This window comes from Kitasatospora sp. NBC_00240, from assembly GCF_026342405.1.
In the GTDB taxonomy this organism is placed as follows: Bacteria; Actinomycetota; Actinomycetes; order Streptomycetales; family Streptomycetaceae; genus Kitasatospora.
The window spans coordinates 3214657-3239797 of sequence record NZ_JAPEMU010000001.1 but is presented as its reverse complement, the minus strand read 5'-3'; the positions used below and the strand labels follow the sequence as shown (position 1 = coordinate 3239797).

At 71.8% G+C, this 25141-nt stretch carries 21 protein-coding genes; 15 read left to right on the top strand and 6 right to left on the bottom strand.

What is annotated here, in order from left to right:
- The first annotated feature begins 65 nt into the window (after positions 1 to 65).
- Together uvrA and OG689_RS13695 are read left to right on the top strand one after the other, a co-directional pair.
- Entirely contained in the window at positions 66 to 2969 is a 2904-nt protein-coding gene (gene uvrA / locus OG689_RS13700) for an excinuclease ABC subunit UvrA (RefSeq protein WP_266320454.1), read from the top strand.
- A 167-nt stretch (positions 2970 to 3136) separates the two neighbouring features.
- Positions 3137 to 3577 (top strand): Rieske (2Fe-2S) protein, encoded by a 441-nt coding sequence (locus OG689_RS13695; protein WP_266320453.1) that lies wholly within the window; start codon positions 3137 to 3139, stop codon positions 3575 to 3577.
- 91 nt (positions 3578 to 3668) lie between these two features.
- Here OG689_RS13695 and OG689_RS13690 read toward each other — a convergent pair whose 3' ends face one another.
- Entirely contained in the window at positions 3669 to 4082 is a 414-nt protein-coding gene (locus tag OG689_RS13690; RefSeq protein WP_266320452.1) for a hypothetical protein, read from the bottom strand.
- Between the two features lie 278 nt (positions 4083 to 4360).
- Here OG689_RS13690 and OG689_RS13685 point away from each other — a divergent pair, with 278 nt between their 5' ends.
- From OG689_RS13685 to OG689_RS13640, 10 genes are all read left to right on the top strand, one after another.
- Positions 4361 to 5383 carry a winged helix-turn-helix domain-containing protein gene (locus tag OG689_RS13685; protein WP_266320451.1) on the top strand — a complete coding sequence of 341 codons (1023 nt, stop codon included), beginning with the start codon at positions 4361 to 4363 and terminating at the stop codon, positions 5381 to 5383.
- Positions 5384 to 5565: 182 nt separating this feature from the next.
- The gene (gene uvrC / locus OG689_RS13680; RefSeq protein ID WP_266320450.1) at positions 5566 to 7728 is read left to right on the top strand and encodes an excinuclease ABC subunit UvrC; all 2163 of its coding nucleotides are present in this window, start codon (positions 5566 to 5568) and stop codon (positions 7726 to 7728) included.
- 118 nt (positions 7729 to 7846) lie between these two features.
- Positions 7847 to 8758 carry an RNase adapter RapZ gene (gene rapZ, locus OG689_RS13675; protein ID WP_266320448.1) on the top strand — a complete coding sequence of 304 codons (912 nt, stop codon included), beginning with the start codon at positions 7847 to 7849 and terminating at the stop codon, positions 8756 to 8758.
- 130 nt (positions 8759 to 8888) lie between these two features.
- The gene (yvcK, locus tag OG689_RS13670; protein ID WP_266327101.1) at positions 8889 to 9893 is read left to right on the top strand and encodes a uridine diphosphate-N-acetylglucosamine-binding protein YvcK; all 1005 of its coding nucleotides are present in this window, start codon (positions 8889 to 8891) and stop codon (positions 9891 to 9893) included.
- Positions 9884 to 10864 (top strand): DNA-binding protein WhiA, encoded by a 981-nt coding sequence (gene whiA, locus OG689_RS13665; RefSeq protein WP_073928888.1) that lies wholly within the window; start codon positions 9884 to 9886, stop codon positions 10862 to 10864. The genes yvcK and whiA overlap by 10 nt, the downstream gene beginning before the upstream one ends.
- Before the next feature lie 299 nt (positions 10865 to 11163).
- Entirely contained in the window at positions 11164 to 12168 is a 1005-nt protein-coding gene (gene gap / locus OG689_RS13660) for a type I glyceraldehyde-3-phosphate dehydrogenase (protein WP_190214819.1), read from the top strand.
- A 179-nt stretch (positions 12169 to 12347) separates the two neighbouring features.
- Positions 12348 to 13553 (top strand): phosphoglycerate kinase, encoded by a 1206-nt coding sequence (gene pgk / locus OG689_RS13655; protein ID WP_266320446.1) that lies wholly within the window; start codon positions 12348 to 12350, stop codon positions 13551 to 13553.
- A 3-nt stretch (positions 13554 to 13556) separates the two neighbouring features.
- Positions 13557 to 14342 carry a triose-phosphate isomerase gene (gene tpiA, locus OG689_RS13650; RefSeq protein WP_266320444.1) on the top strand — a complete coding sequence of 262 codons (786 nt, stop codon included), beginning with the start codon at positions 13557 to 13559 and terminating at the stop codon, positions 14340 to 14342.
- 87 nt (positions 14343 to 14429) lie between these two features.
- The gene (gene secG / locus OG689_RS13645) at positions 14430 to 14666 is read left to right on the top strand and encodes a preprotein translocase subunit SecG (protein ID WP_266327099.1); all 237 of its coding nucleotides are present in this window, start codon (positions 14430 to 14432) and stop codon (positions 14664 to 14666) included.
- Between the two features lie 275 nt (positions 14667 to 14941).
- Complete coding sequence (locus OG689_RS13640; protein WP_035841977.1) at positions 14942 to 15277, top strand: RNA polymerase-binding protein RbpA; 336 nt, start codon at positions 14942 to 14944, stop codon at positions 15275 to 15277.
- Between the two features lie 369 nt (positions 15278 to 15646).
- Here the strand turns inward: OG689_RS13640 and pgl are convergent, their stop codons facing one another.
- From pgl to tkt, 5 genes are all read right to left on the bottom strand, one after another.
- A complete protein-coding gene (gene pgl, locus OG689_RS13635) occupies positions 15647 to 16435 on the bottom strand; it encodes a 6-phosphogluconolactonase (RefSeq protein WP_266320442.1) in 789 nt (262 codons plus the stop codon).
- Positions 16432 to 17571: a glucose-6-phosphate dehydrogenase assembly protein OpcA gene (gene opcA / locus OG689_RS13630; RefSeq protein ID WP_266320441.1), complete on the bottom strand. Its 1140-nt coding sequence runs from the start codon at positions 17569 to 17571 to the stop codon at positions 16432 to 16434. The genes pgl and opcA overlap by 4 nt, the downstream gene beginning before the upstream one ends.
- Positions 17568 to 19124, bottom strand: a complete 1557-nt coding sequence (gene zwf, locus OG689_RS13625; RefSeq protein ID WP_266327097.1) for a glucose-6-phosphate dehydrogenase — start codon at positions 19122 to 19124, stop codon at positions 17568 to 17570. The genes opcA and zwf overlap by 4 nt, the downstream gene beginning before the upstream one ends.
- Before the next feature lie 61 nt (positions 19125 to 19185).
- A complete protein-coding gene (gene tal / locus OG689_RS13620) occupies positions 19186 to 20325 on the bottom strand; it encodes a transaldolase (RefSeq protein ID WP_266320439.1) in 1140 nt (379 codons plus the stop codon).
- Between the two features lie 116 nt (positions 20326 to 20441).
- Positions 20442 to 22541: a transketolase gene (gene tkt, locus OG689_RS13615; RefSeq protein ID WP_266320438.1), complete on the bottom strand. Its 2100-nt coding sequence runs from the start codon at positions 22539 to 22541 to the stop codon at positions 20442 to 20444.
- Positions 22542 to 22995: 454 nt separating this feature from the next.
- Between tkt and OG689_RS13610 the strand changes: the two genes are divergently transcribed.
- From OG689_RS13610 to OG689_RS13600, 3 genes are all read left to right on the top strand, one after another.
- Positions 22996 to 23937 carry a heme o synthase gene (locus tag OG689_RS13610; protein WP_266320437.1) on the top strand — a complete coding sequence of 314 codons (942 nt, stop codon included), beginning with the start codon at positions 22996 to 22998 and terminating at the stop codon, positions 23935 to 23937.
- 164 nt (positions 23938 to 24101) lie between these two features.
- The gene (locus tag OG689_RS13605) at positions 24102 to 24659 is read left to right on the top strand and encodes a GNAT family N-acetyltransferase (RefSeq protein WP_266320436.1); all 558 of its coding nucleotides are present in this window, start codon (positions 24102 to 24104) and stop codon (positions 24657 to 24659) included.
- 70 nt (positions 24660 to 24729) lie between these two features.
- On the top strand, positions 24730 to 25068 hold the full coding sequence (locus OG689_RS13600) for a hypothetical protein (protein ID WP_266320435.1): 339 nt from the start codon (positions 24730 to 24732) through the stop codon (positions 25066 to 25068).
- Positions 25069 to 25141 lie beyond the last annotated feature (73 nt).

Genomic DNA, 25141 nt, shown 5'->3' with positions numbered 1-25141 from the left:
TCTGGGTGAGAGTCCTCAGCCAAATCACTGAGTGAGAAGCCCACCGGAGAAAGGCGCCAGAAGCAGTGGCCGACCGCCTCATCGTCCGCGGTGCTCGCGAGCACAACCTCAAGAACGTCTCCCTCGACCTCCCGCGCGACTCGCTGATCGTCTTCACCGGCCTCTCCGGCTCGGGCAAGTCCTCGCTGGCCTTCGACACGATCTTCGCGGAGGGGCAGCGGCGCTACGTCGAGTCGCTGTCCTCGTATGCCCGGCAGTTCCTCGGGCAGATGGACAAGCCCGACGTCGACTTCATCGAGGGCCTCTCCCCGGCCGTCTCCATCGACCAGAAGTCGACCAACCGCAACCCCCGCTCGACCGTCGGCACCATCACCGAGGTCTACGACTACCTCCGGCTGCTGTTCGCCCGGATCGGCAAGCCGCACTGTCCGCACTGCGCGCGGCCGATCGCCAAGCAGTCCCCGCAGGCCATCGTCGACCGCGTGCTGGAGCTGGCCGAGGGCACCCGCTTCCAGGTGCTGAGCCCGGTCGTGCGGGAGCGCAAGGGCGAGTTCGTCGACCTGTTCGCCGACCTCCAGTCCAAGGGCTACGCCCGCGCCCGGGTGGACGGCGCGACGATCCAGCTGGCCGAGCCGCCCAAGCTCAAGAAGCAGGAGAAGCACACGATCGAGGTGGTCATCGACCGCCTCACCGTCAAGGACAGCGCCAAGCGCCGGCTGACCGACTCCGTAGAGACGGCCCTCAAGCTGGCCGGCGGCATGGTGGTGCTCGACTTCGTCGACCTCCCGGACGACGACCCCGAGCGCGAGCGGATGTTCTCCGAGCACCTCTACTGCCCGTACGACGACGTCTCTTTCGAGGAGCTGGAGCCGCGCTCCTTCTCCTTCAACTCCCCGTTCGGCGCCTGCCCCGACTGCTCGGGCCTCGGCAACCGGATGGAGGTCGACCCCGAGCTGGTCATCCCCGACGAGGAGAAGTCCCTCGACGAGGGCGCGATCCACCCGTGGTCCGGCGGCCACACCAAGGAGTACTTCCAGCGGCTGATCGACGCGCTCTCCGGCGAGCTGGGCTTCCGTACCGACATCCCCTGGGCCGGGCTGCCCGCCCGCGCGAAGAAGGCGCTGCTGTACGGCCACAAGCACCAGGTCGAGGTCCGCTACCGCAACCGCTACGGGCGCGACCGCTCCTACACCACCGGCTTCGAGGGCGCGGTGCCGTTCATCCAGCGCCGGCACACCGAGGCGGAGAGCGACAGCAGCCGCGAGCGCTTCGAGGGCTACATGCGCGAGGTGCCCTGCCCGACCTGCGAGGGCACCAGGCTCAAGCCGGTGGTGCTGGCGGTCACCGTGCAGGGCCGCTCGATCGCGGACGTGTCGGCGATGTCGATCAGCGACTGCTCCGACTTCCTCGGCGCGATGAAGCTCGACCGCCGCGACAAGCAGATCGCCGAGCGGGTGCTGAAGGAGGTCAACGAGCGGCTGCGGTTCCTGGTCGACGTCGGCCTGGACTACCTCTCGCTCAACCGCGCGGCCGGCACCCTCTCCGGTGGTGAGGCCCAGCGGATCCGCCTCGCCACCCAGATCGGCTCCGGCCTGGTCGGCGTGCTCTACGTGCTGGACGAGCCGTCCATCGGTCTGCACCAGCGTGACAACCACCGTCTGATCGAGACGCTGGTCCGGCTGCGGGACATCGGCAACACCCTGATCGTCGTCGAGCACGACGAGGACACCATCAAGATGGCCGACTGGGTGGTCGACATCGGTCCGGGCGCCGGCGAGCACGGCGGCAAGGTGGTGCACTCCGGGTCACTGAAGCAGCTGCTGACCAACAAGGAGTCGCTGACCGGCCAGTACCTGTCCGGCAAGCGGTCCATCCCGATCCCGGCCGCCCGCCGGCCGCGCGACAAGAAGCGCCAGCTGGTGGTGCACGGCGCCCGCGAGCACAACCTCAAGGACGTCACCGTGGGCTTCCCGCTCGGGACGTTCACGGCGATCACGGGTGTCTCCGGCTCCGGCAAGTCCACCCTGGTCAACGACATCCTCTACACCCACCTCGCCCGGGAGCTGAACGGCGCGCGCAGCGTGCCCGGCCGGCACACCCGGGTCACCGGCACCGACCTGGTCGACAAGGTCGTGCACGTCGACCAGTCGCCGATCGGCCGCACCCCGCGTTCCAACCCGGCCACCTACACGGGCGTCTTCGACCACGTCCGCCGGCTGTTCGCGGAGACCCAGGAGGCGAAGGTGCGCGGCTACCTGCCGGGCCGCTTCTCCTTCAACGTCAAGGGCGGCCGCTGCGAGAACTGCTCGGGCGACGGCACCATCAAGATCGAGATGAACTTCCTGCCGGACGTCTACGTGCCGTGCGAGGTCTGCCACGGCGCCCGGTACAACCGGGAGACGCTGGAGGTCCACTACAAGGGCAAGTCCATCTCGGAGGTGCTGGACATGCCGATCGAGGAGGGCCTGGCCTTCTTCGAGGCCGTCCCGGCCATCGCCCGGCACCTGCGCACCCTCAACGACGTGGGCCTCGGCTACGTCCGGCTCGGCCAGTCCGCGCCGACCCTCTCCGGCGGTGAGGCGCAGCGCGTCAAGCTCGCCTCCGAGCTGCAGAAGCGCTCCACCGGCCGGACGGTCTACGTGCTGGACGAGCCCACCACCGGCCTGCACTTCGAGGACATCAGCAAGCTGATCAAGGTGCTGGACGGGCTGGTCGAGAAGGGCAACACGGTCGTCGTCATCGAGCACAACCTCGACGTGATCAAGACCGCCGACTGGGTGGTCGACATGGGCCCCGAGGGCGGCTCCGGCGGCGGCTCCATCGTCGCCGAAGGCACCCCGGAGGAGGTCGCGTCCGTGCCCGCCAGCCACACCGGCAAGTTCCTGCGCGACATCCTGCCCGACGTCAGTGACGCGCCCGCGCCCGCACCGGTGAAGGCGCCCCGCAAGCGCGCCGCCGCCAAGAAGTAACCCAGGCCCCGTGCCGTCCGCCCCCGGCCCACCCGGGGCGGGCGGCACGGTCTCGCGCCGTAGAATGCGGACGCGACCGGCGGGCCGCCCGACAACGGGAGCCCCGAGCCGAACCCGCCAGGGCCGGCCGCGGCAGATCCGACCGTACGAGCAGGGAGCAGCCACCGATGTCCGAGGCCCAGCCGAGCCCCGCCACCACCCGCCGCACCCTGCTCTGCGGGGCGGCCGCCGTGCTCGCCGGCGGCGGTGCGCTCGCCGTCTCCGGCTGCGGCTCCTCGTCCTCGAGCGACTCCGCCGGCGCCGCGGCCGGCCCGGTCGAGGTCGGCCCGGCGAGCGAGGTGCCGGTGGGCGGCGGCAAGGTGTTCCGCGAGAAGAAGATCGTCGTCACCCAGCCGACCGAGGGCCAGTACAAGGCCTTCAGCGCCAAGTGCACCCACGCCGGCTGCATCGTCGACCAGGTCAAGAACAACGAGATCCTCTGCCCGTGCCACGGCAGCCGGTTCAGCATCACCGACGGTTCGGTCCAGGGGACGGGCCCGGCGCCCACCCCGCTGCCCTCGTACCAGGTGGCGGTGGAGGGCGGCACCCTCAAGGTGACGCCCGCCTGATCGGCCCCGGCCGCCTCGGCCGCTCCCCCCGAGCGGCCGGGCCCCGGGCGACCGGCGCCTCGGCCGACCGGGGCCTGTGCGGTGCCGGCCCTCAGCAGGTGCCGGACGGGACCCACTTGTGGGAGGCGATGTTGTTCTCCAGGGTCTCGCCGCGCCCGCCGCCGCTCCCGCGGTTGAAGGTCACCGTCGACAGGTCGTCGATCACCGTGCCGGTGTTGATGCAGCGGTAGGCGCCGGTGTAGCCGGTGCCCCAGTAGACCAGGACGTCACCCATTCCGTCGTCCACGCCGTTGTTCCAGAGCGAGTGGGTCACGTTGGCGCACGACCCCCAGTTCGAGGAGTTGCCCTCCCACTGGGCGCACTGCGCACTCCGGTTGACGCCCAGGTAGGCGTGCAGGTTGCCGTCCGCCGAGAGCTGCGACGGTGCGGCCTGGGCGGTGGACGGCAGCAGGGCGGCGAGCGCGGCCACGGCCGCGCCGGCCACAACGGTGGAGATCTTCCTCATGCTGGGCACTCCCTCTTCGAGGTGAACGGTGACGGGTGAACGGTCCGGTCGGTGATCGCCCCTGGACACGCGGGGACGGATGCCCGGATGCGCCCCCACCCCTGTCGGGGGCGCCGGCCGGGCTCCCCTTCGGGCCGGACAACTCCAGCCTGCGGCCCGGGAGCAGGTGACCGGCAGGCCTTTCGGCGGAGCCTTAAAGGCCCTGCTGGACGGCGTGCGTCCGACCCGCGAGACTGCAGCCGGGGCGGGGGCGGAAGCCTCCGGGGGAGGGGAGGACCATGCTGCGGATCCATTTCACGGCGGACGACCTGGCCAGGACGAGGGTGGCCGGCACGGTCGGGGCGGCCGCCGAGACCGGCCACGCGCTCGACCAGTTGCTCTGCCGCGCCGGCCCGGTGGCCTTCCGCCCCTGGCGCAGGCAGCTGAGCAGGCAGCTCGGCGGCCGGCTCCGGGACGTACTCGGGCCGCTGGTCTCGCTGGTGCCCGGCCCCGGCCAGCTGCTCGACCTGACCGCGCTCGCCGGCTCGGGGCCCTCCATCGAGGCCGGCACGGAGCAGCTGCGGTCCGCCGCCGACTCGCTGGTGCGGCTGGAGATCGAGCACCTCACCCTGCCCCGGGCCGAACCCCGCTGGTCACGGGCGCTGATGGAGGGCGACCGGGAGGCCAGGGAGGTGCTGGCCGACTCGCTCGACACCTGCTACCGGGTCCTGGTGGAACCGCACTGGCACCGGATGCGCGGACACCTCGACGCGGTGAAGGCCGGATACGCGCGCACCGTCCTGGACGGCGGTGTCGAACGGCTGCTGGAGACGGTCTGCCCGGCGCTGGTGCGCTGGGAGGCGCCGGTGCTGAGGGTCCGGTACCCGCGGGACGCCGACGTCCGGCTCGGCGGCCGCGGACTCGTCCTGGCACCGACGGTGTTCCTGGGCGGGCAGGCCGTCCTGCTGACCGACCTGACGGACGAGGCCGCCCCGCCGGTCCTGGGCGTCCCGGCGCTGGGCGACCCGCTCACCGCGGCCGCGCTCTGGGCGGACGGGGACCAGGACGGCGGTACGGAGGCCCGGCGCTCCCTCGGCGCCCTGCTGGGCCGGACCAGGGCGGCGGCCCTGGACGTGGTCGCGCAGGGCTGCAGCACGGGGGAGCTGGCCCGCAGGCTCAACATCTCCCCGGCGGCCGCCAGTCAGCACGCGGGCGTGCTGCGCGATGCCAATCTGATCATCACCCGCCGCCGGGGCGGCGCGGTGCTGCACTCGATCACCCCGCTCGGCGTCGACCTGCTGAACCGCGGCGCCGCCCGCTGAGCGCCCGCCGGACCCACCACCCGCCCCGGCACCCGACGTCGCGCCCCGGCATGCCGTCCGGCCCGCCGCCCGCCCTGCCGCCGGACCCACCGCCCGACCTGCGGACGGACCGGCCGCCGGACCGGCCGACCGAACCGTGAACCGGGCCCCGGGATGTCCGGCCGACTCGGTACGGTAGACCCATGGCTGACCCGTCCACCTACCGCCCCGCCCCGGGCGCGATCCCGACCTCACCCGGTGTCTACCGGTTCCGCGACGTTCACGGGCGGGTCATCTACGTCGGCAAGGCCAAGAGCCTGCGTCCGCGGCTGTCCTCCTACTTCCAGGACATCGCCGGCCTGCACCCCCGTACCGCGACGATGGTCACCACCGCCGCCTCCGTCGAATGGACGGTGGTCGGCACCGAGGTCGAGGCGCTGCAGCTGGAGTACTCCTGGATCAAGGAGTTCGATCCCCGGTTCAACGTCAAGTACCGGGACGACAAGAGCTATCCGGAGCTCGCGGTGACCCTCAACGAGGAGTTCCCGAGGGTTCAGGTGATGCGCGGGGCGCACAAGAAGGGCGTGCGCTACTTCGGTCCGTACGGGCACGCCTGGGCGATCCGCGAGACGGTCGACCTGCTGCTGCGGGTCTTCCCGGTCCGCACCTGCTCCAACGGCGTCTTCAAGCGGGCGGCCCAGGTCGGCCGGCCCTGCCTGCTCGGGTACATCGGCAAGTGCGCGGCGCCCTGCGTCGGCAAGATCTCGCAGGCCGAACACGTCGAGCTGGCCGAGGAGTTCTGCGACTTCATGGCCGGGCGCACCGGCAACTACCTGCGCCGGCTGGAAGAACAGATGCGGGACGCCGCCGCCGACATGGAGTACGAGAAGGCGGCCCGGCTGCGCGACGACATCGGCGCCCTCAAGCGGGCGATGGAGAAGAACGCCGTCGTCCTCGCCGACGGCACCGACGCCGACCTGCTGGCCCTCGCCGAGGACGAACTGGAGGCCGCCGTCCAGATCTTCCACGTCCGCGGCGGCCGGGTGCGCGGGCAGCGCGGCTGGGTCACCGACAAGGTCGAGGACGTGGACACCGCGGCGCTGGTCGAGCACGCCCTCCAACAGCTGTACGGGGGCGGCGCGGAGAGCGTCCCGCGCGAGGTGCTGGTGCCGGCGATGCCCGAGCCGGCGGGGCCGGTCCGGGAGTGGCTGAGCGGCCTGCGCGGCTCCCAGGTCGATCTGCGGGTGCCGCAACGCGGCGACAAGAAGGACCTGATGGCCACGGTCGAGCGCAACGCCCAGCAGTCGCTGGCCCTGCACAAGACCAAGCGCGCCTCCGACCTCACCACCCGCAGCCGGGCACTGCAGGAGATCGCCGACGCGCTGGAGCTGGACTCGGTGCCGCTGCGCATCGAGTGCTTCGACATCTCGCACCTGCAGGGCGAGGACGTGGTCGCCTCGATGGTGGTCTTCGAGGACGGACTCGCCCGCAAGAGCGAGTACCGGCGGTTCCAGATCAAGGGCTTCGAGGGCCAGGACGACGTCCGCTCGATGCACGAGGTGATCAGCCGGCGGTTCCGCCGCTACCTCCAGGAGCGTGAGCAGACCGGCGAGTGGGCCGTCCCGGAGGCCGACGACCCCGGGCAGCAGCAGCCGGCCGACGCCAACGGCACCGGCACCGGTGCGGCGGCCGCGGGCGAGCTGCCCGCCGGCCCGATCGACCCGGAGACCGGCCGCCCGCGCCGGTTCGCCTACCCGCCGCAGCTGCTGGTGGTCGACGGCGGCCAGCCGCAGGTCGCCGCCGCCCGCCGGGCGCTGGACGAGCTGGGCATCGACGACGTCGCCCTCTGCGGCCTGGCCAAGCGCCTGGAGGAGGTCTGGCTGCCCGGCGAGGACGACCCGGTGGTACTGCCCCGCAGCAGCGAGGGCCTGTACCTGCTGCAGCGGGTCCGCGACGAGGCGCACCGGTTCGCGATCTCCTACCAGCGCAGCAAGCGTTCCAAGCGACTCACCGCCGGGGAGCTGGACTCCGTACCCGGCCTGGGCGAGACTCGCCGCCAGGCACTGCTCAAGCACTTCGGTTCGCTGAAGAAGCTCAGGGCGGCCACCGTGGACGAGCTCTGCGAGGTCCCGGGGATCGGCCGGCGCACCGCCGAGACTGTTGCGGCAGCGTTGGCCTCCCGTACACCTGCGGCATTCGCGGTGAACACCGCCACCGGAGAGATCCTTGACGACGGCGCCGACGAGGGCGCCGTGACCGGGGGCGGCGCCGCGGTGCCCGCCGGGGCAGCGCCGCCCGCAGGGCCGTCGGCGACGATGCCGCCGGCCGCAGCGCCACCGACCGCACAGCAACCGGAGACGCCATGACGGCCGGCGCCGCCCGTCAGCCCGCGCGGCCCGCGTTCACTCCCCAGGGTGACCTGGGGAAGCGCGACGCCGCCCCGGGCGTTCTCCTCAGCAGAACCATTGAGAGCGGGGAAGCGAAGTGACCGTGACAGACGATGGGGGTACCGCCCGGCCGCAGCCCGGGGCGGAGACCACCCCGGAGCTGGTGATCATCTCCGGCATGTCCGGGGCCGGCCGCTCCACGGCGGCCAAGTGCCTGGAGGACCTGGGCTGGTTCGTCGTGGACAACCTGCCGCCGGCGCTCATCCCCACCATGGTCGACCTCGGCGCGCGCTCCCAGGGCGCCGTCGCCCGGATCGGCGTCGTGGTGGACGTCCGCGGCCGCAAGTTCTTCGACGACCTGCTGACCTCGCTGGACGAGCTGGAGAAGCGCGGCGTGCGGCTGCGGGTGGTCTTCCTGGAGTCCTCCGACGACGCGCTGGTCCGCCGGTTCGAGAGCGTCCGCCGTCCGCACCCGCTGCAGGCCGAGGGCCGGATCGTGGACGGCATCGCCCAGGAGCGGGACCTGCTGCGCGAGCTGCGCGGCGAGGCCGACCTGGTGATCGACACCTCCAACCTCAACGTCCACCAGCTGCGGGCCAAGCTCGACGCCCAGTTCGCCGACCACGACGAGCCCGAGCTGCGCGCCACGGTGATGTCCTTCGGCTTCAAGTACGGCCTGCCGGTCGACGCGGACCTCGTGGTGGACTGCCGGTTCCTGCCCAATCCGCACTGGGTCCCGGAGCTGCGTGCCCGCACCGGCACGGACAGTGACGTCGCCGACTACGTGTTCCAGCAGCCCGGGGCGAACGAATTCCTTGACGGCTACACGGACCTGCTGCGTATCGTCACCGAGGGGTACCGCCGCGAAGGAAAGCGGTACATGACGCTTGCCGTAGGCTGCACCGGTGGCAAGCACCGCAGCGTGGCCATGTCCGAACGGCTGACGAAGCGTCTCATCGCCGACGGGGTGGAGACGGTGCTCGTCCACCGGGACATGGGACGGGAGTAGCCGCGACGCCCTGCCGCCAGGCAGCCGGCGGCGGCAGGCAGAGGAACGCGAGGTGGTTGTGGCGGGATACGTGCCCGGGCGGCAGCTCCAGAACAAGGCCGCCGACCGGTCGGCGGTCCCCTTGCGCTGGATGACGGGCAAACCCCGTGCCAACGCTCCGAGAATCGCGGCGCTGGGCGGCGGGCAGGGCCTGTCGGCCTCGCTGTCGGCGCTGCGCCGGCTCACCACCCATCTCACGGCGGTGGTGACCGTGGCGGACGACGGCGGCTCCAGCGGCCGGCTGCGCACCGAGCTCGGGGTCCTGCCGCCGGGTGACCTGCGCAAGGCGCTGGCGGCGCTGTGCGGCGACGACGACTGGGGCCGGACCTGGTCCGAGGTGATCCAGCAGCGCTTCAGCGGCACCGGCGAGCTGGGCGGGCACGCGGTCGGCAACCTGCTGATCGTGGCGCTCTGGGAGAAGCTCGGCGACCCGGTGGCCGCCCTCGACTGGGTCGGCCGGCTGCTCAACGTGCAGGGCCGGGTGCTGCCGATGTCCGCCGTCCCGCTGGACATCGAGGCGGTCGTCCGGGGCCACGACCCGGCCCTGCCCGGCGAGCTGTCCGCCGTGCGCGGCCAGGCGAACGTCGCGGTGACCCCCGGCACGGTGCAGTCCATCCGGCTGCTGCCGGACGCGCCGCCGGCCGTCCCGGAGGCCGTCGCGGCCGTCCGGGAGGCCGACTGGGTGGTGCTGGGCCCGGGCTCCTGGTTCACCAGCGTGCTGCCGCACCTGCTCGTCCCGGACCTCGCCGAGGCGCTCGTCGAGACCCGGGCCCGGCGCCTGCTCACCCTGAATCTGGCCCCCCAGCCCGGCGAGACCGAGGGCTTCACGCCTCAGCGCCACCTGGAGGTGATGGCCGACCATGCCCCGGGGCTCGCCGTGGATGCGATCCTGGTGGACGAGCGGGCGGTCACCGGCGGCGCCTTCGGCGTCGCCGACCTGGCCGGCCTGGAGAAGGCGGCGGAGCGGATGGGCGCGGCACTGGTGCTCGACCGGGTCGCCGCGGCGGACGGGACGCCGCGACACGACCGGGAGCTTCTGGCCGCGGCGTACGACCGGATTTTCCGGACACATGGAAGGATCGGCCCATGGCGATGACGGCAGCGGTGAAGGACGAAATCAGCCGGCTCCCCGTCACCCGGGCCTGCTGCCGCAAGGCGGAGGTTTCGGCGATCCTCAGGTTCGCCGGCGGCTTGCACATTGTGAGCGGCCGGATCGTGATCGAGGCTGAGCTGGACACCGGCGTGGCGGCGCGGCGACTGCGCAAGGATCTGCTGGAGATCTTCGGACACTCCTCGGATCTGGTGGTGATGGCCCCCGGCGGCCTGCGACGCGGCAGCCGGTACGTGGTGCGGGTGGTCAAGGACGGCGAGCTGCTCGCGCGGCAGACCGGGCTGGTGGACGGCAGGGGTCGCCCGATCCGGGGCCTGCCCCCGGCGGTGGTCTCCGGCGCGACCTGCGACGCGGAGGCGGCCTGGCGCGGGGCGTTCCTGGCGCACGGCTCGCTGACCGAGCCGGGGAGGTCCTCCTCGCTGGAGATCACCTGCCCGGGCTCCGAGGCGGCGCTGGCGCTGGTGGGCGCGGCCCGGCGGCTCGGCATCCCGGCGAAGGCCCGGGAGGTGCGCGGCGTGGACCGGGTGGTGATCCGGGACGGCGACGCGATCGGCGCGCTGCTGACCAGGCTGGGCGCGCACGAGTCGGTGCTGGCCTGGGAGGAGCGCCGGATGCGCCGCGAGGTGCGGGCCACCGCGAACCGGCTGGCCAACTTCGACGACGCCAACCTGCGCCGCTCGGCGCGGGCGGCGGTCGCGGCCGGCGCCCGGGTGCAGCGGGCGCTGGAGATCCTGGGTGACGAGGTGCCCGAGCACCTGGCGGCCGCGGGTCAGCTGCGGATGCAGCACAAGCAGGCCTCGTTGGAGGAGCTCGGCGCGCTCGCCGATCCGCCGCTGACCAAGGACGCGGTGGCCGGCCGGATCCGCCGGCTGCTGGCGATGGCCGACAAGCGGGCCTCCGAGCTCGGACTGCCGAGCACCGAGGCCAACCTGACCGACGAGATGGCGCTGAGCTGAGCCGGGCAAAATGATCTCAGTTGCTGAACGGCTGGTGTCCCACATCGTGGACACCAGCCGTTTCGCGTCCGAACTGTTCGACGGCTCCGGCCCAAGTGCCTTTCGGTGTCCGGCGACCAGCTCCGCGGCGGCCGGCGGTACACGCCCTGCTCGGGCGCCCTCGGCGCGCCACGCCACGGTGTCGGCCCAGGGCGATGTGCCCTCGCCGCTCTCGGAGAGGTAGGGTCATGGGTGGTCGGGGACATCCCATTTCCACCCCGTCGGCATAGTTCCGGCGTACCTAACAAGGAGATCGGTTCGTGACGATCCGGGTAGGCATCAACGGATTCGGCCGCATTGGCCGCAACTTCTTCCGCGCGGTTCGGGCCCAGGCCGCGGACATCGAGATCGTCGGTGTCAACGACCTGACCGACACCAAGACCCTGGCGCACCTGCTGAAGTACGACTCGATCCTGGGCACCCTCCAGGCCGAGGTCAGCCACACCGCTGACAGCATCACCGTCGACGGCAAGACCTTCAAGGTCATCGCCGAGCGCGACCCGGCCAACCTGCCCTGGGGCGAGCTGGGCGTGGACATCGTGATCGAGTCGACCGGCATCTTCACCAAGGCCGACGCTGCGAAGAAGCACGTCACCGCCGGTGCCAAGAAGGTCATCATCTCGGCGCCCGCCACCGACGAAGACGTCACCATCGTGATGGGCGTCAACGACGACAAGTACGACGCGGCGAACCACACCGTCATCTCCAACGCCTCCTGCACCACCAACTGCGTGGCGCCGATGGCCAAGGTTCTCCAGGAGAACTTCGGCATCGTCAAGGGCCTGATGACGACGGTGCACGCGTTCACCAACGACCAGGTCACGCTGGACTTCCCGCACAAGGACCTGCGTCGCGCCCGCGCCGCCTCGATCAACATCATCCCGACCTCGACGGGTGCCGCCAAGGCCACCGCCCTGGTCCTGCCGGAGCTCAAGGGCAAGCTGGACGGCACCTCGCTGCGCGTCCCGGTCCCGACCGGCTCGATCACCGACCTGGTCGTCACCCTCGAGCGCGAGGTCACCGTCGAGGAGGTCAACGCCGCCTTCCAGAAGGCGTCCGAGGGCTCCCTCAAGGGCATCCTGCAGTACACCGAGGACCCGATCGTCTCCTCCGACATCGTGAACTCGCCGTTCTCCACGATCTTCGACTCGCTGATGACCATGGCCCAGGGCAACCAGGTCAAGATCTTCGGCTGGTACGACAACGAGTGGGGCTACTCCAACCGCCTCGTCAACCTGACCACCCTCGTCGGCGGCCAGCTCTGACGCAGCGGGAGCTGACGTGAAGTGAGGACAGGGCCCGGACGGCCGTGCGTGGCCGTCCGGGCCTTGTTCCTTGGCGTGTCCCTGCGCCCGCCTCACCGCGGCACCCTCGCTTCTCGGACCCGGCGGCCCGGCGTCGTGCCGTCGCCTCGCTCCAACTCTCCCCAGGAGACTCGAAGACCGTGAAGACCATCGAAGACCTCGACGTCGCCGGCAAGCGCGTGTTCGTCCGCGCCGACCTCAACGTCCCGCTCTCGAACGGGAGCATCACCGACGACGGCCGGATCCGTGCTGTCGCGCCGACCATCGCCAAGCTGCTGCAGGCCGGCGCGAAGGTGATCGTCGCGTCCCACCTGGGCCGTCCCAAGGGCGAGCCCGACCCGCAGTTCTCCCTCGCTCCGGTGGCCGTGCGCCTCGGTGAGATCCTTGCCGCGCCGGTCTCGTTCGCGACCGACACCGTGGGCGAGAGCGCGAAGGCCACCGTCGCCGCCCTGGCCGACGGCGAGGTCACGCTGCTCGAGAACCTGCGCTTCAACGCGGGTGAGACCGCCAAGGACGACGCCGAGCGCGGCGCCTTCGCGGACGCCCTCGCGGGCCTCGCCGACCTCTACGTGGGCGACGGCTTCGGTGCGGTGCACCGCAAGCACGCCTCGGTCTACGACCTGCCGGCCCGCCTGCCGCACGCCGTCGGCGACCTGATCGCCACCGAGGTGGGCGTGCTCAAGCGCCTCACCGACGAGGTCGAGCGCCCGTACGTCGTCGTGCTCGGCGGTTCGAAGGTCTCCGACAAGGTCGGCGTGATCGACAACCTGCTGGGCAAGGCCGACCGCATCCTGATCGGCGGCGGCATGGCGTACACCTTCCTCGCGGCTCTGGGCCACGAGGTGGGCATCTCGCTGCTGCAGAAGGACCAGATCCCCACCGTCCTGGAGTACCTGGAGCGCGGCAAGGCCAACGGCGTGGAGTTCGTGCTGCCGGTGGACGTCTCGGTCTCGGGGAGCTTCCCCGACCTGAAGACGCTGGCCCCGGTCGCCGACTTCGAGGTCGTCGACGCGGACAAGATCCCCGCCGACAAGGAGGGCCTGGACATCGGCCCGAAGTCGCGCGAGCTGTTCGCGGCCAAGCTGGCCGACGCGAAGACCGTGTTCTGGAACGGGCCGGTCGGCGTCTTCGAGCACCCGGCCTTCGCCGAGGGCACCAAGGCCGTCGCGCAGGCACTGCTCGACAGTGACGCGTTCACCGTGGTCGGTGGCGGGGACTCCGCCGCCGCCGTCCGTATCCTGGGCTTCGACGAGACGAAGTTCGGGCACATCTCGACCGGCGGGGGCGCGAGCCTCGAATACCTGGAGGGCAAGACCCTCCCCGGTCTCGCCGCCCTGGAAGGCTGATCAATGAGCGAGCGTCTCCCGCTGATGGCGGGCAACTGGAAGATGAACCTCAACCACCTTGAGGCCATCCAGCACACCCAGAAGCTGGCCTTCGCGCTGGCCGACAAGGACTACGAGGCGGTCGAGGTCGCGGTGCTCGCGCCGTTCACCGACCTGCGCTCGGTCCAGACCCTGGTCGACGGCGACAAGCTGAAGATCAAGTACGGTTCGCAGGACATCTCGGCCCACGAGTCCGGTGCCTACACCGGCGAGGTCTCCGGCCCGATGCTCGCCAAGCTGAAGTGCACCTACGCGGCCATCGGCCACTCGGAGCGCCGCCAGTACCACGGCGAGAACGAGGAGATCGTCAACGCCAAGGTGAAGGCGGCCTACCGCAGCGGCATCACGCCGATCCTGTGCGTCGGCGAGCCGCTGGAGATCCGCAAGGCGGGCACCCACGTCGCCCACACGCTGGCCCAGCTGGACGGCGCCCTGGACGGCGTGCCGGCCTCGGACGCCGAGAGCATCGTCGTGGCGTACGAGCCGGTGTGGGCGATCGGCACCGGCGAGGTGGCGACCCCCGAGGACGCCCAGGAGGTCTGCGCGGCGATCCGCGTCCGGCTGGCCGAGCTGTACGACGGTGAGCTGGCCGCGAAGGTCCGCGTGCTCTACGGCGGTTCGGTGAAGGCCTCCAGCGCGGCCGGCCTGATGGCCAAGCCCGATGTGGACGGCGCCCTGATCGGTGGTGCCTCCCTGGACGCCGACGAGTTCGTCAGGATCGTGCGTTACCGTGAGCAGGCAGTAGGCTAACGCCGCTGCAGCAACGTAGGCTTTGGGGCCGGGCCGCTCAGGGCGGCCCGGCCCCTTGCCGATGAACGAGAGAGTTGGTCCGCTGTGTTGGTTCTCGGGTTCTCCATCGCCCTGATCATCTTCAGCCTGCTGATGGTGCTGCTGGTACTGCTGCACAAGGGCAAGGGCGGCGGCCTGTCCGACATGTTCGGCGGCGGCGCGATGTCCGCGGGCGGCGGCTCGGCCGTGGCCGAGCGCAACCTCGACCGCATCACGATCATCATCGGGGTCGGCTGGTTCGCGTGTGTCATGGTTCTCGGCCTGGTGCTCAAGTACAAGAGCTGATGTTTCCTGCGCGAACAGCCTTTTTGCCGCATATCTGACGGCGCGTCGTCCGCCCGCCTATCCTGAGGGAGTGCCCACCGAGGGCGCATTCCCGGAGGCGGTGCGGACAGATCCTTATCGGCTGCTTACACTGGGACAACTTCGCCACCGCCCGCAGGCCGCAGCCGGCCGGCAGTGGATACTGGCCGCGACCCGCACCCCGCGAGGGGCCAGGGTCTCCCTGTCCCAGGGTGTCGGCTGAGATCGCATCGCATCAGCACGCAGGGAGTCAGACCGTGGCAAGTGGCAACGCCATCCGTGGCAGCAGAGTCGGCGCCGGCCCGATGGGCGAGGCGGAGCGCGGCGAGTCCGCGCCCCGCAACCGGATCTCCTTCTGGTGCGCCAACAAGCACGAGACGCGCCCGAGCTTCGCCGCCGAGGCCGTCATCCCGGACACCTGGGACTGCCCGCGCTGCGGCTTCCCGGCCGGCCAGGACGAGCACAACCCGCCGGCCCCGTCGCGCAACGAGCCGTACAAGACCCACCTCGCGTACGTCCGCGAGCGGCGGACCGACGCCGACGGCGAGGCGATCCTCGCCGAGGCGCTGGCCAAGCTGCGCGGCGAGATCTGAGCTGACGTCACCCGCGTGCGGGGGGTCGGGCCACCGGCCCGGCCCCCCGCACGTTTTCCGCTTCCTCCCGGGCCGCCACCCGTGCCCGCCCCGCTGATCGGCGCAGCCCGCCCCGGCGGTGCGGCGGTCGCCGTGTGAGCGCCGTAAGGCCCTCGCGGCCGGGCCGGGCGCCGGCGGTTGGTCCGGCGGCGGCAGCGGGCCGCCCTGGCGCTCCGGACGCCCTCCTGCGGTGGTCGCCCGCACCGCCGACCGGGCCGCACCGGTGACCGGTCGCACCGCCGGACGGGCCGCGCGGACGACCGGAGGGGGCGGGCGCCGTGGCGCCCGCCCCCTCCGTCCGTACGGTCCTGCGTTACTGCGGTCCGGCTGTCAGGCCGAGGCCGGCGGGTACAGCTCCGCCGGGATGTTCGACGCGGCGGCCCGGTCGAGCAGCCAGAGCGTCCGGGCGCGGCCGTACGCGCCCGAGGCGGGCGCCTGCAGCTCGCCCGGGCCGGAGAGGGCCAGCGCGACCGCGTCGGCCTTGTCCTCACCGGCCGCGAGCAGCCAGACCTCGCGGGCGGCCCGGATCGTCGGGAGGGTGAGCGAGACCCTGGTCGGCGGGGGCTTGGGAGCCCCCCGGACGCCGATCACCGTCCGCTCGGTCTCCCGGACGCCCGGGTGCTCGGGGAAGAGCGACGCCACATGGGTGTCCGGGCCGACCCCGAGCAGGAGCACGTCGAAGGCCGGTACGCCCAGCCGGTCGCCCGGCTCGGCGGCCGCGGCCAGCTCCTTGGCGTACCGGTCGGCGGCCGCCTCCACGTCGGAGCCGTCGACACCGTCCGAGGCCGGCATCTCGTGCACCCGCGCCGGATCGACCGGGACCTGGTCCAGCAGCTCGGCCCTGGCCTGGACGGCGTTGCGCTCCCCGTCCCCGGCGGGGAGGAAGCGCTCGTCGCCCCACCAGAGGTCCAGGTACTTCCAGTCCACCGCGTCGCGCGCGGGGGAGGAGGCGATCGCGGCGAGCAGCGCGTTGCCGTTGCGCCCGCCCGTCAGCACCACCGAAGCGGTGCCGCGGGCGGACTGCGCGTCGACGATGCGGGTGATCAGCCGGGCCGCCGCGGCCTGGGCCATCAGCTCCTTGTCCCGGTGGACCACCAGCTGCGGGACGGCGGCGGTCACGAGCCGCTCCGCTTGGGGGCGCGCTTGGCCGGAGCCTTCTTCGCCACCCCGCTCGCCGTCTTCCTGGCCGGAGCCTTGGCAGCGGCCTCTGCCGGAGCCTTCGCCTCGGCCGGCACCTTGACCGTCACCCGGGCCGGGGCGGCGGTGGCCGCCTCGACCGTCTTGGCGGCCTTGGCAGCCTTGTCGGCCGCCGCAGTCTCGGCGTTGACCGGCTCGCGCAACCGCTCGACGGGCGTCCGGACCGACGTCGCGTAGATGTCGTCCGGGTCGAGCCGGCGCAGCTCCTCGGCGATCAGCTCCGAGGTCTCGCGCCGCTTGAGCGCCACCTGGCGGTCCGGCGCGCCCGGCATGGACAGGGTGCCCATCAGGCCGTCGGGACGGTCGAGCGTGATGTCGCCGTCCTTGGTGCGCAGGGTCACCGAGGTGATGCCGGGGCCGCCGGTGACGACCCGCTCCACCGGTACGTGCAGCCGGGTCGTCAGCCAGAGGCCGAGCAGCTCGACGCTCGGGTTGTACGACTCGCCCTCGACCACGGCGTAGGTGACCTTCGCCGGGCGCTGGTCCAGGGCGGCGGCCAGCATGGAGCGCCAGCCGGTGATCCTGGTCCAGGCGAGGTCGGTGTCGCCGGGGGTGTAGCTCTGGGCCCGCTGGGCGAGCTGGCCCACCGGCGACTCGGCGGTGACCGCGTCGGTGATCCGGCGCTGGGCGATGGAGCCCAGCGGGTCCTGCGCGGGGTGCGCGGGGGAGTTCTCCGGCCACCAGACCACCACCGGGGCGTCCGGCAGCAGCAGCGGCAGGACGACCGACTGCGCGTGCGCGGCGAGCTCGCCGTGCATCCGCAGGACGACCGTCTCGCCGGAGCCGGCGTCGGAGCCGACCAGGATCTCGGCGTCCAGGCGGGTCTCGGCGCGGGCCCGGGGCGAACGCCCGGCGCGCTTGATCACCGCGAGGGTGCGCGAGGGGTGCTCGCGGGAGGCGTCGTTGGCGGCCTTGAGGGCGTCGTAGGCGCTGCCCTCGTCGGTCACGATCACCAGGGTGAGCACCATGCCGGCCGCGCCGGCGCCGCCGGCCCGCCGGGCGTCCATCAGGGCTGCGTTGATCTTGCTGGACGTGGTGTCCGTCAGGTCGATCCTCATGGCCGGCGCCAGCTCCTGCCGTCTCGTGCGAGCATCTCGTCCGCCTCAACCGGGCCCCAGCCGCCCGCCGGGTACTGCGCCGGCTTGCCGTGGGTGTCCCAGTACTTCTCGATCGGGTCGAGGATCTCCCAGGAGAGCTCGACCTCCTGGTGCCGGGGGAAGAGGTTGGCGTCGCCCAGCAGCACGTCCAGGATGAGCCGCTCGTACGCCTCGGGGCTGGACTCGGTGAACGACTCGCCGTAGGCGAAGTCCATCGTCACGTCCCGCACCTCGAAGGAGGTGCCCGGCACCTTGGAGCCGAACCGCACCGTGACGCCCTCGTCCGGCTGCACCCGGATGACCAGGGCGTTCTGCCCCAGCTCCTCGGTGGCGTAGGAGTCGAACGGCAGGTACGGCGCCCGCTGGAAGACCACCGCGATCTCGGTCACCCGGCGGCCCAGGCGCTTGCCCGTGCGCAGGTAGAACGGGACGCCCGCCCAGCGGCGGTTGTTGATCTCCAGCTTGATGGCCGCGTAGGTGTCGGTCTTCGAGGAGGGGTTGATGCCGTCCTCGTCGAGGTACCCGACGACCTCCTCGCCGCCCTGCCAGCCGGCCGCGTACTGTCCGCGGACGGTGTGCTTGCCGAGGTCCTCGGGCAGCTTCACGGCGCTGAGCACCTTCAGCTTCTCGGCGACCAGGGCCTTCGGGTGGAAGGAGGCCGGCTCCTCGATGGCGGTGAGCGCCATCAGTTGGAGCAGGTGGTTCTGGATGACGTCGCGGGCCGAGCCGATGCCGTCGTAGTACCCGGCCCGGCCGCCGATCCCGATGTCCTCGGCCATGGTGATCTGCACGTGGTCGACGTACGACCGGTTCCAGATCGGCTCGAACATGGTGTTGGCGAAGCGGAGCGCCAGGATGTTCTGGACGGTCTCCTTGCCCAGGTAGTGGTCGATCCGGAAGACCTCGTCCCGGGGGAAGACCTCGTGGACGATCCGGTTCAGCTCCTGGGCGCTCTCCAGGTCGTGGCCGAAGGGCTTCTCGATCACCGCGCGCCGCCAGGAGTTCGGCGGCGGGTCGGCCAGACCGTGCTTCTTCAGCTGCTGGACGACCAGCGGGAAGAACTTCGGCGGCACCGAGAGGTAGAACGCGAAGTTGCCGCCCGTCCCCTGCGCCTTGTCGAGATCCTCGATGGTCTCGCGCAGCTTGTCGAAGGCGTCGTCGTCGTCGAAGTCGCCCTGGACGAACCGCATGCCCTTGGCGAGCTGCTGCCACACCTCCTCGCGGAACGGCGTACGCGCGTGCTCCTTGACCGCGTCGTGCACCTCCTTGGCGAAGTCCTCGTCCTCCCACTCGCGGCGGGCGAACCCGACCAGCGAGAAGCCCGGCGGCAGCAGCCCCCGGTTGGCGAGGTCGTAGATGGCCGGCATGAGCTTCTTGCGGGACAGGTCGCCGGTGACCCCGAAGATGACCAGGCCGGACGGCCCCGCGATGCGCGGGAGCCGCCGGTCGGTGGGGTCACGGAGCGGGTTGACGGGCGCCGGTGGGGGGTCTCCCGCCTCGGCGTCCTGTGTCAACTCGGGGTAATCAGTGCTCACTTGATTGGCTCCGCTTTCAGTGCGTCGATGTGAGCGGGGATCACTTCTCGGCTGCGAAGGAGGCCAGCGAGGCGGTGACGGTGTCGAGCAGCTCGTTCCAGGACTGCTCGAACTTCTCGACGCCCTCGTCCTCCAGCACCTGCACGACGTCGTCGTACTCGACCCCGGCGGCGGCGATGGCGTCCATCACGGACTTGGCGTCGGCGTAGTTGTCGGTGATGGTGCCGGCGGTGACCTCGCCGTGGTCGCCGGTGGCCTCCAGGGTGGCCTCGGGCATGGTGTTGACCGTGCCGGGGGCGACCAGCTCGGTGACGTACAGGGTGTCCGGCAGGGCCGGGTCCTTCACGCCGGTGGAGGCCCAGAGCGGGCGCTGCGGGTTGGCGCCGGCGGCCTCCAGGGCCTTCCAGCGGGCGCCCGGCGCGGTGGAGCCGTCGACGGAGCCGAAGACCTCCTCGTACGCCTGGTAGGCGAGGCGGGCGTTGGCCAGCGCGGCCTTGGAGCGCAGCGCCTTGGCGTCGCCGCCGACCTTGTCGAGGCGCTTGTCGATCTCGGTGTCGACGCGGGACACGAAGAACGAGGCGACCGACTCGATGGCGGAGAGGTCCAGGCCCTTGGCCTTGGCCTGCTCCAGGCCGGTCAGGTAGGCGTCCACCACGGCGCGGTAGCGCTCCAGCGAGAAGATCAGTGTGACGTTGACGCTGATGCCCTTGCCGATGACCTCGGTGATGGCGGGCAGGCCGGCCTTGGTCGCGGGGATCTTGATCAGCACGTTGGGGCGGTCGACCAGCCACCACAGCTGCTTGGCCTCGGCGATGGTCGCCGCGGTCTCGTGGGCGAGGCGCGGGTCGACCTCGATGGAGACCCGGCCGTCGCGGCCGTTGCTGGCGTCGTAGACCGGGCGCAGCACGTCGGCCGCGTCGCGGACGTCCGAGGTGGTGATCATGCGGACGGCCTCGTCCGTGGTGACCTTGCGGACGGCGAGGTCGCGCAGCTGGGCGTCGTAGGAGGTGTCGCCCCCGCCGATGGCCTTCTGGAAGATGGTCGGGTTCGTGGTGACGCCCACGACGTGCTTGTTCTGCACCAGCTCGGCCAGGTTGCCGGTGTTCAGCCGCTTGCGGCTGAGGTCGTCCAGCCAGATTGCCACGCCTTCGTCGCTGAGGCGCTTCAATGCGTCAGTCATGGTGCTCAGTCCTCTTTTTGGTCTTCTGCGTCTTTGAGTTCGTCGGACGGGCCGCGTACCCGGTGTGCGGCCGGGTACGCGGCTCCGGCTGTTCTGTACTCGCCCGGGGGCGGGTGTTAGCGGTTGACGGCTTCCAGCGAGCGCAGCGCGTTGTGGGCCTCGGCCACCACGGCCTCGCTGGTCAGGCCGAACTCCTGGAACAGCACCTGGTAGTCGGCCGAGGCACCGAAGTGCTCCAGGCTGACGATGCGGCCGTGGTCGCCGACCAGCTCGCGCCAGCCCTGCGCGATGCCGGCCTCGATCGAGACCCGGGCCTTGACGTCCGGCGGCAGCACGCTGTCGCGGTAGGCCTGGTCCTGCTCCTGGAACCACTCGAAGGACGGCAGCGAGACCACCCGGGTGTGGATGCCCTCGGCCTCCAGGACCTCGCGCGCCTTGACGGCGAGCTGGACCTCGGAGCCGGTGCCGAGCAGGATCACCTGCGGGACGCCGCTGGAGGCCTCGGCCAGGATGTAGCCGCCCTTCGCGGTGCCCTCGGCGGAGCCGAAGACCTCGCGGTCGTACGTCGGGACGTTCTGGCGGGTGAGCGCCAGGCCGACCGGGCCGGGGTGGCTGGTCTGCCGCTCGATGACGGTGCGCCAGGCGACGGCCGTCTCGTTGGCGTCGGCCGGGCGGACGATCGACAGGCCCGGGATGGCGCGCAGCGAGGCCAGGTGCTCCACCGGCTGGTGGGTCGGGCCGTCCTCGCCGAGGCCGATCGAGTCGTGCGTCCAGACGTAGGTGACCGGCAGCTTCATCAGCGCGGCCAGGCGCACGGCGGGGCGCATGTAGTCGGCGAAGACCAGGAAGGTACCGCCGTACACGCGGGTCTTCCCGTGCAGCGCGATGCCGTTCATGGTCGAGCCCATGGCGTGCTCGCGGATGCCGAAGTGGATCGTCCGGCCGTAGGGCGAGGCGCTCTTCAGCGGGTTGCCCTCGGGGAGGAACGAACTGTCCTCGTCGATGGTGGTGAGGTTGGACTCCGCGAGGTCGGCCGAGCCGCCCCACAGCTCCGGGACGACCCCGCCGATGGCCTTGAGGGTCTCGCCGCTCGCCTTGCGGGTGGCGACGTCCTTGCCCGCGGGGAAGACCGGGATCTGCTTCTTCCAGCCCTCCGGCAGTTCGCCCGCCTGGATGCGGTCGAACTCGGCGGCGCGCTGCGGGTCGCCGGCCCGCCAGGCGGCGAAGCCCTTCTGCCACTCGGCGCGGAAGGCCTTGCCGCGGGTGACCACCTCACGGGCGTGGGTGATGACCTCGTCGGTCACCTCGAAGGTCTCGTCGGGGTTGAAGCCGAGCACCTTCTTGGTGGCGGCGATCTCGGCGGCGCCGAGCGCGGAGCCGTGTGCCTTCGCGGTGTTCTGGGCGTCCGGCGCGGGCCAGGCGATGATCGTCCGCATGGCGATCATCGACGGGCGCGAGGTCTCGGCCTTGGCGGCGTCCAGCGCGGCGGCCAGCGCCGCCACGTCGACGTCGCCGTTCTCCTTCGGGGTGACCCGCTGGACGTGCCAGCCGTACGCCTCGTACCGCTTGAGGACGTCCTCGGAGAAGGCCGTCTCGGTGTCGCCCTCGATCGAGATGTGGTTGTCGTCGTACAGCGCGACCAGGTTGCCCAGCTTCTGGTGGCCGGCCAGCGAGGACGCCTCGGCCGAGATGCCCTCCTCCAGGTCGCCGTCGGAGACGATGGCCCAGATGGTGTGGTCGAACGGGGAGGTGCCCGCGGCGGCCTCGGGGTCGAAGAGCCCGCGCTCGTAGCGCGCGGCCATCGCCATGCCGACCGCGTTGGCGATGCCCTGGCCGAGCGGGCCGGTGGTGGTCTCGACGCCGGCGGTGTGGCCGTGCTCGGGGTGGCCCGGGGTGCGGCTGCCCGCGACCCGGAAGGCCTTGAGGTCGTCCAGCTCCAGGCCGTAGCCCGACAGGTAGAGCTGGGTGTAGAGCGTCAGGCTGGTGTGCCCGGGGGAGAGGACGAAGCGGTCGCGCCCCACCCAGGAGGGGTCCGTCGGGTCGTGGCGCAGGAAGCGCTGGAAGATCAGGTACGCCGCTGGGGCCAGCGACATGGCCGTCCCCGGGTGTCCGTTACCGACCTTCTGTACTGCGTCCATGGCCAGGACACGTGCCGTGTCGACCGTACGCTCGTCCAGCTCGGTCCACTCGAATGCGTTCGTCGGCGTGGTGCTCACCCTAGTCTCAGGGCTCCTTCCGTATTGAAGAGTGACCCCGTGAAGGGGACCGGGTCGGCCACGTCGCTGTGGACCAGACGTTTGGGTGGTGCCGGTCACGGAGGGTAGATCCCGCTTCTCTGTGCGAGCCTACCGTTAGGGCCGGGGCTCACCCTCCGTGCTTGGACAACCCGGCACCGCGGGTCGCTGTTCCCGGGCGTACGGGTGGAGGTTTTGTCCAGCCTCGTACCTTTTCCGCCCGTCTGCCTCTCAGCGGGGCCGGGACGGGCGAGCGGGTCCGTCCAGGTCAGCCGCGGCTGTTCACCCAGCGGTGTGCGATCCGCCCCGCCGGGGGACCCCGAGGCCGGTCGGGACATATGGAGCGTCTAAGGTGGCGTGGTACGCGCAGAGCGGACGAATTCGGCCCCTTGGTCCGGTGGACGCCTGCGAAGATTCATCTTCAGTTGGGGTGTTAGTGACCGCCGTCGAATCCCGCCCCGCCGGGGTCACCGGTGCGACGCCTGCGCACCGTCCGTTCGGGGCCCGTGTCGGCGCGTTCGTCGCCCTGACCAAGCCCCGGATCATCGAGCTGCTGCTGATCACCACCGTGCCGGTGATGTTCCTGGCGCAGCGCGGCGTCCCGGACCCGCTGCTGGTGCTCGCGGTCGTGGTCGGCGGCTACCTGTCGGCCGGCGGCGCGAACGCCCTCAACATGTACATCGACCGGGACATCGACGCGGTGATGACGCGCACCGAGCGCCGGCCGCTGGTGACCGGCATGGTCTCGCCGCGGGAGGCGCTGCTCTTCGGCATCGCGCTGGCGATCGGCTCGACCCTCTGGCTGGGACTGCTGGTCAACTGGCTGTCCTCCGCGCTCGCGCTGACCGCACTGCTGTTCTACGTGTTCGTCTACACGCTCGGTCTCAAGCGGCGGACGGCCCAGAACATCGTCTGGGGCGGCATCGCCGGCTGCATGCCGGTCTTCGTCGGCTGGGCGGCCGTCGACAACTCGGTCTCCTGGTCCGCGCTGGTGCTCTTCCTGGTCATCTTCTTCTGGACGCCGCCGCACTACTGGCCGCTGTCGATGAAGGTCCGCGACGACTACGCCAAGGCCGGCGTGCCGATGCTGCCGGTGATCAAGGGCAACCTGGCGGTGGCCAAGCAGATCGTCGCCTACTCCTGGGTCATGGTGGCCGTCTCGCTGGCGCTCTGGCCGCTGGCCGACACCAGCCTGCTCTACCCCGTCGCCGCGGTGGTGCTCGGCGCCGCCTGGCTGAAGGAGGCGCACGGCCTGTACGCCCGGGCCAAGGCCGGCCTGGTGGGCGCCAAGCTCAAGGAGATGCGGCTGTTCCACTGGTCGATCACCTACCTGACGCTGCTCTTCGTGGTCATCGCGGTCGACCCCTTCCTCCGCTAGCCGCTCGCCCGCTCCGGCGGCCCGCCGCGACTCCTCGCCCCGCCGTCCGCCCGGACGGCGGGGCGAACCGCTTCCCGAGGCCGTCCTGCGGCCGGGGCCCCGGCCCGTGCCATCCTGGGTGATCGTCCCGGCGCCCGGACGCGCCGGCGGGAGCGGAGGTCGGTATGCGGGAGACACAGCAGGGGGCCGGCGAGTGGACCGGGGCCGACGGGGCGGTCCGGCTGGAGCCCTGGGCGGAGGAGGACCTCGGACTGCTGCGCCTGATCAACTCGCCGGGGATGACCGAGCACCTGGGCGGCCCGGAGACCGAGGAGCAGCTGCTCGCCCGGCACCGGCGCTACGTGGAGCTGCCGGGCACCGGTCGCGGGCGGATGTTCACCGTCCGGCTCGGGACGGCCCCTGACGGCCCGACGGCCGGGAGCATCGGGTACTGGGAGACCGTCTGGCGCGGCGAGAAGACCTACGAGACCGGCTGGAGCGTCCTGCCCGGCTTCCAGGGCCGAGGCGTCGCGGTGGCCGCCGCGCGGGCCGTGATCGCCGCCGTGCGGGCCGAGGGGCGGCACCGGGACCTGCACGCCTTCCCCTCGGTCGGCAACCCCGCCTCCAACGCGATCTGCCGCCGGGCCGGGTTCACCCTGCTCGACGAGTGCGGGTTCGAGTACCCGAAGGGCAGCTTCATGCGCTGCAACGACTGGTACCTCGACCTCGCGGCGCAGGGGTGACGCCCCGATGTGGCCCGCCGCACACGGCGCTGCCGTCGCCAGCTCCACTACCGCTCGGTAGCATGCGGGCATGAGCAGCGCAGAGACCGCCACCCCCGCCGCGACCGACGCCCGCGCCGAGCGCCGCGCCAAGCGCATCGCCAAGCACCTCACCAGCTTCGCCGCCCAGCACGGCGGCAGCGCCGACGGCGTCGTCGAGTACGTCGGCCGCACCGCGACCCGGATCGTCGTGGTCGGCGCCGACGGCACCTGGGGCGACCAGGTCGCCCCGACCTACGCCGTGGGCCTGCGGGCCGCCGAGCTCGCGGGCCTCACGGTGCACGACACCTTCGAGGGCGAGCTGGGCCTGCGGGTGAAGACCGGCGCCTACGAGTGGAAGCGGATGGCGGGCCTCCAGCTCGGCGGCTGACCGCGCCCCGCTCCCGCCTGTACGACGAAGGCCGGGCCGACCGCTGAGCAGCGGTCGGCCCGGCCTTCGTCGT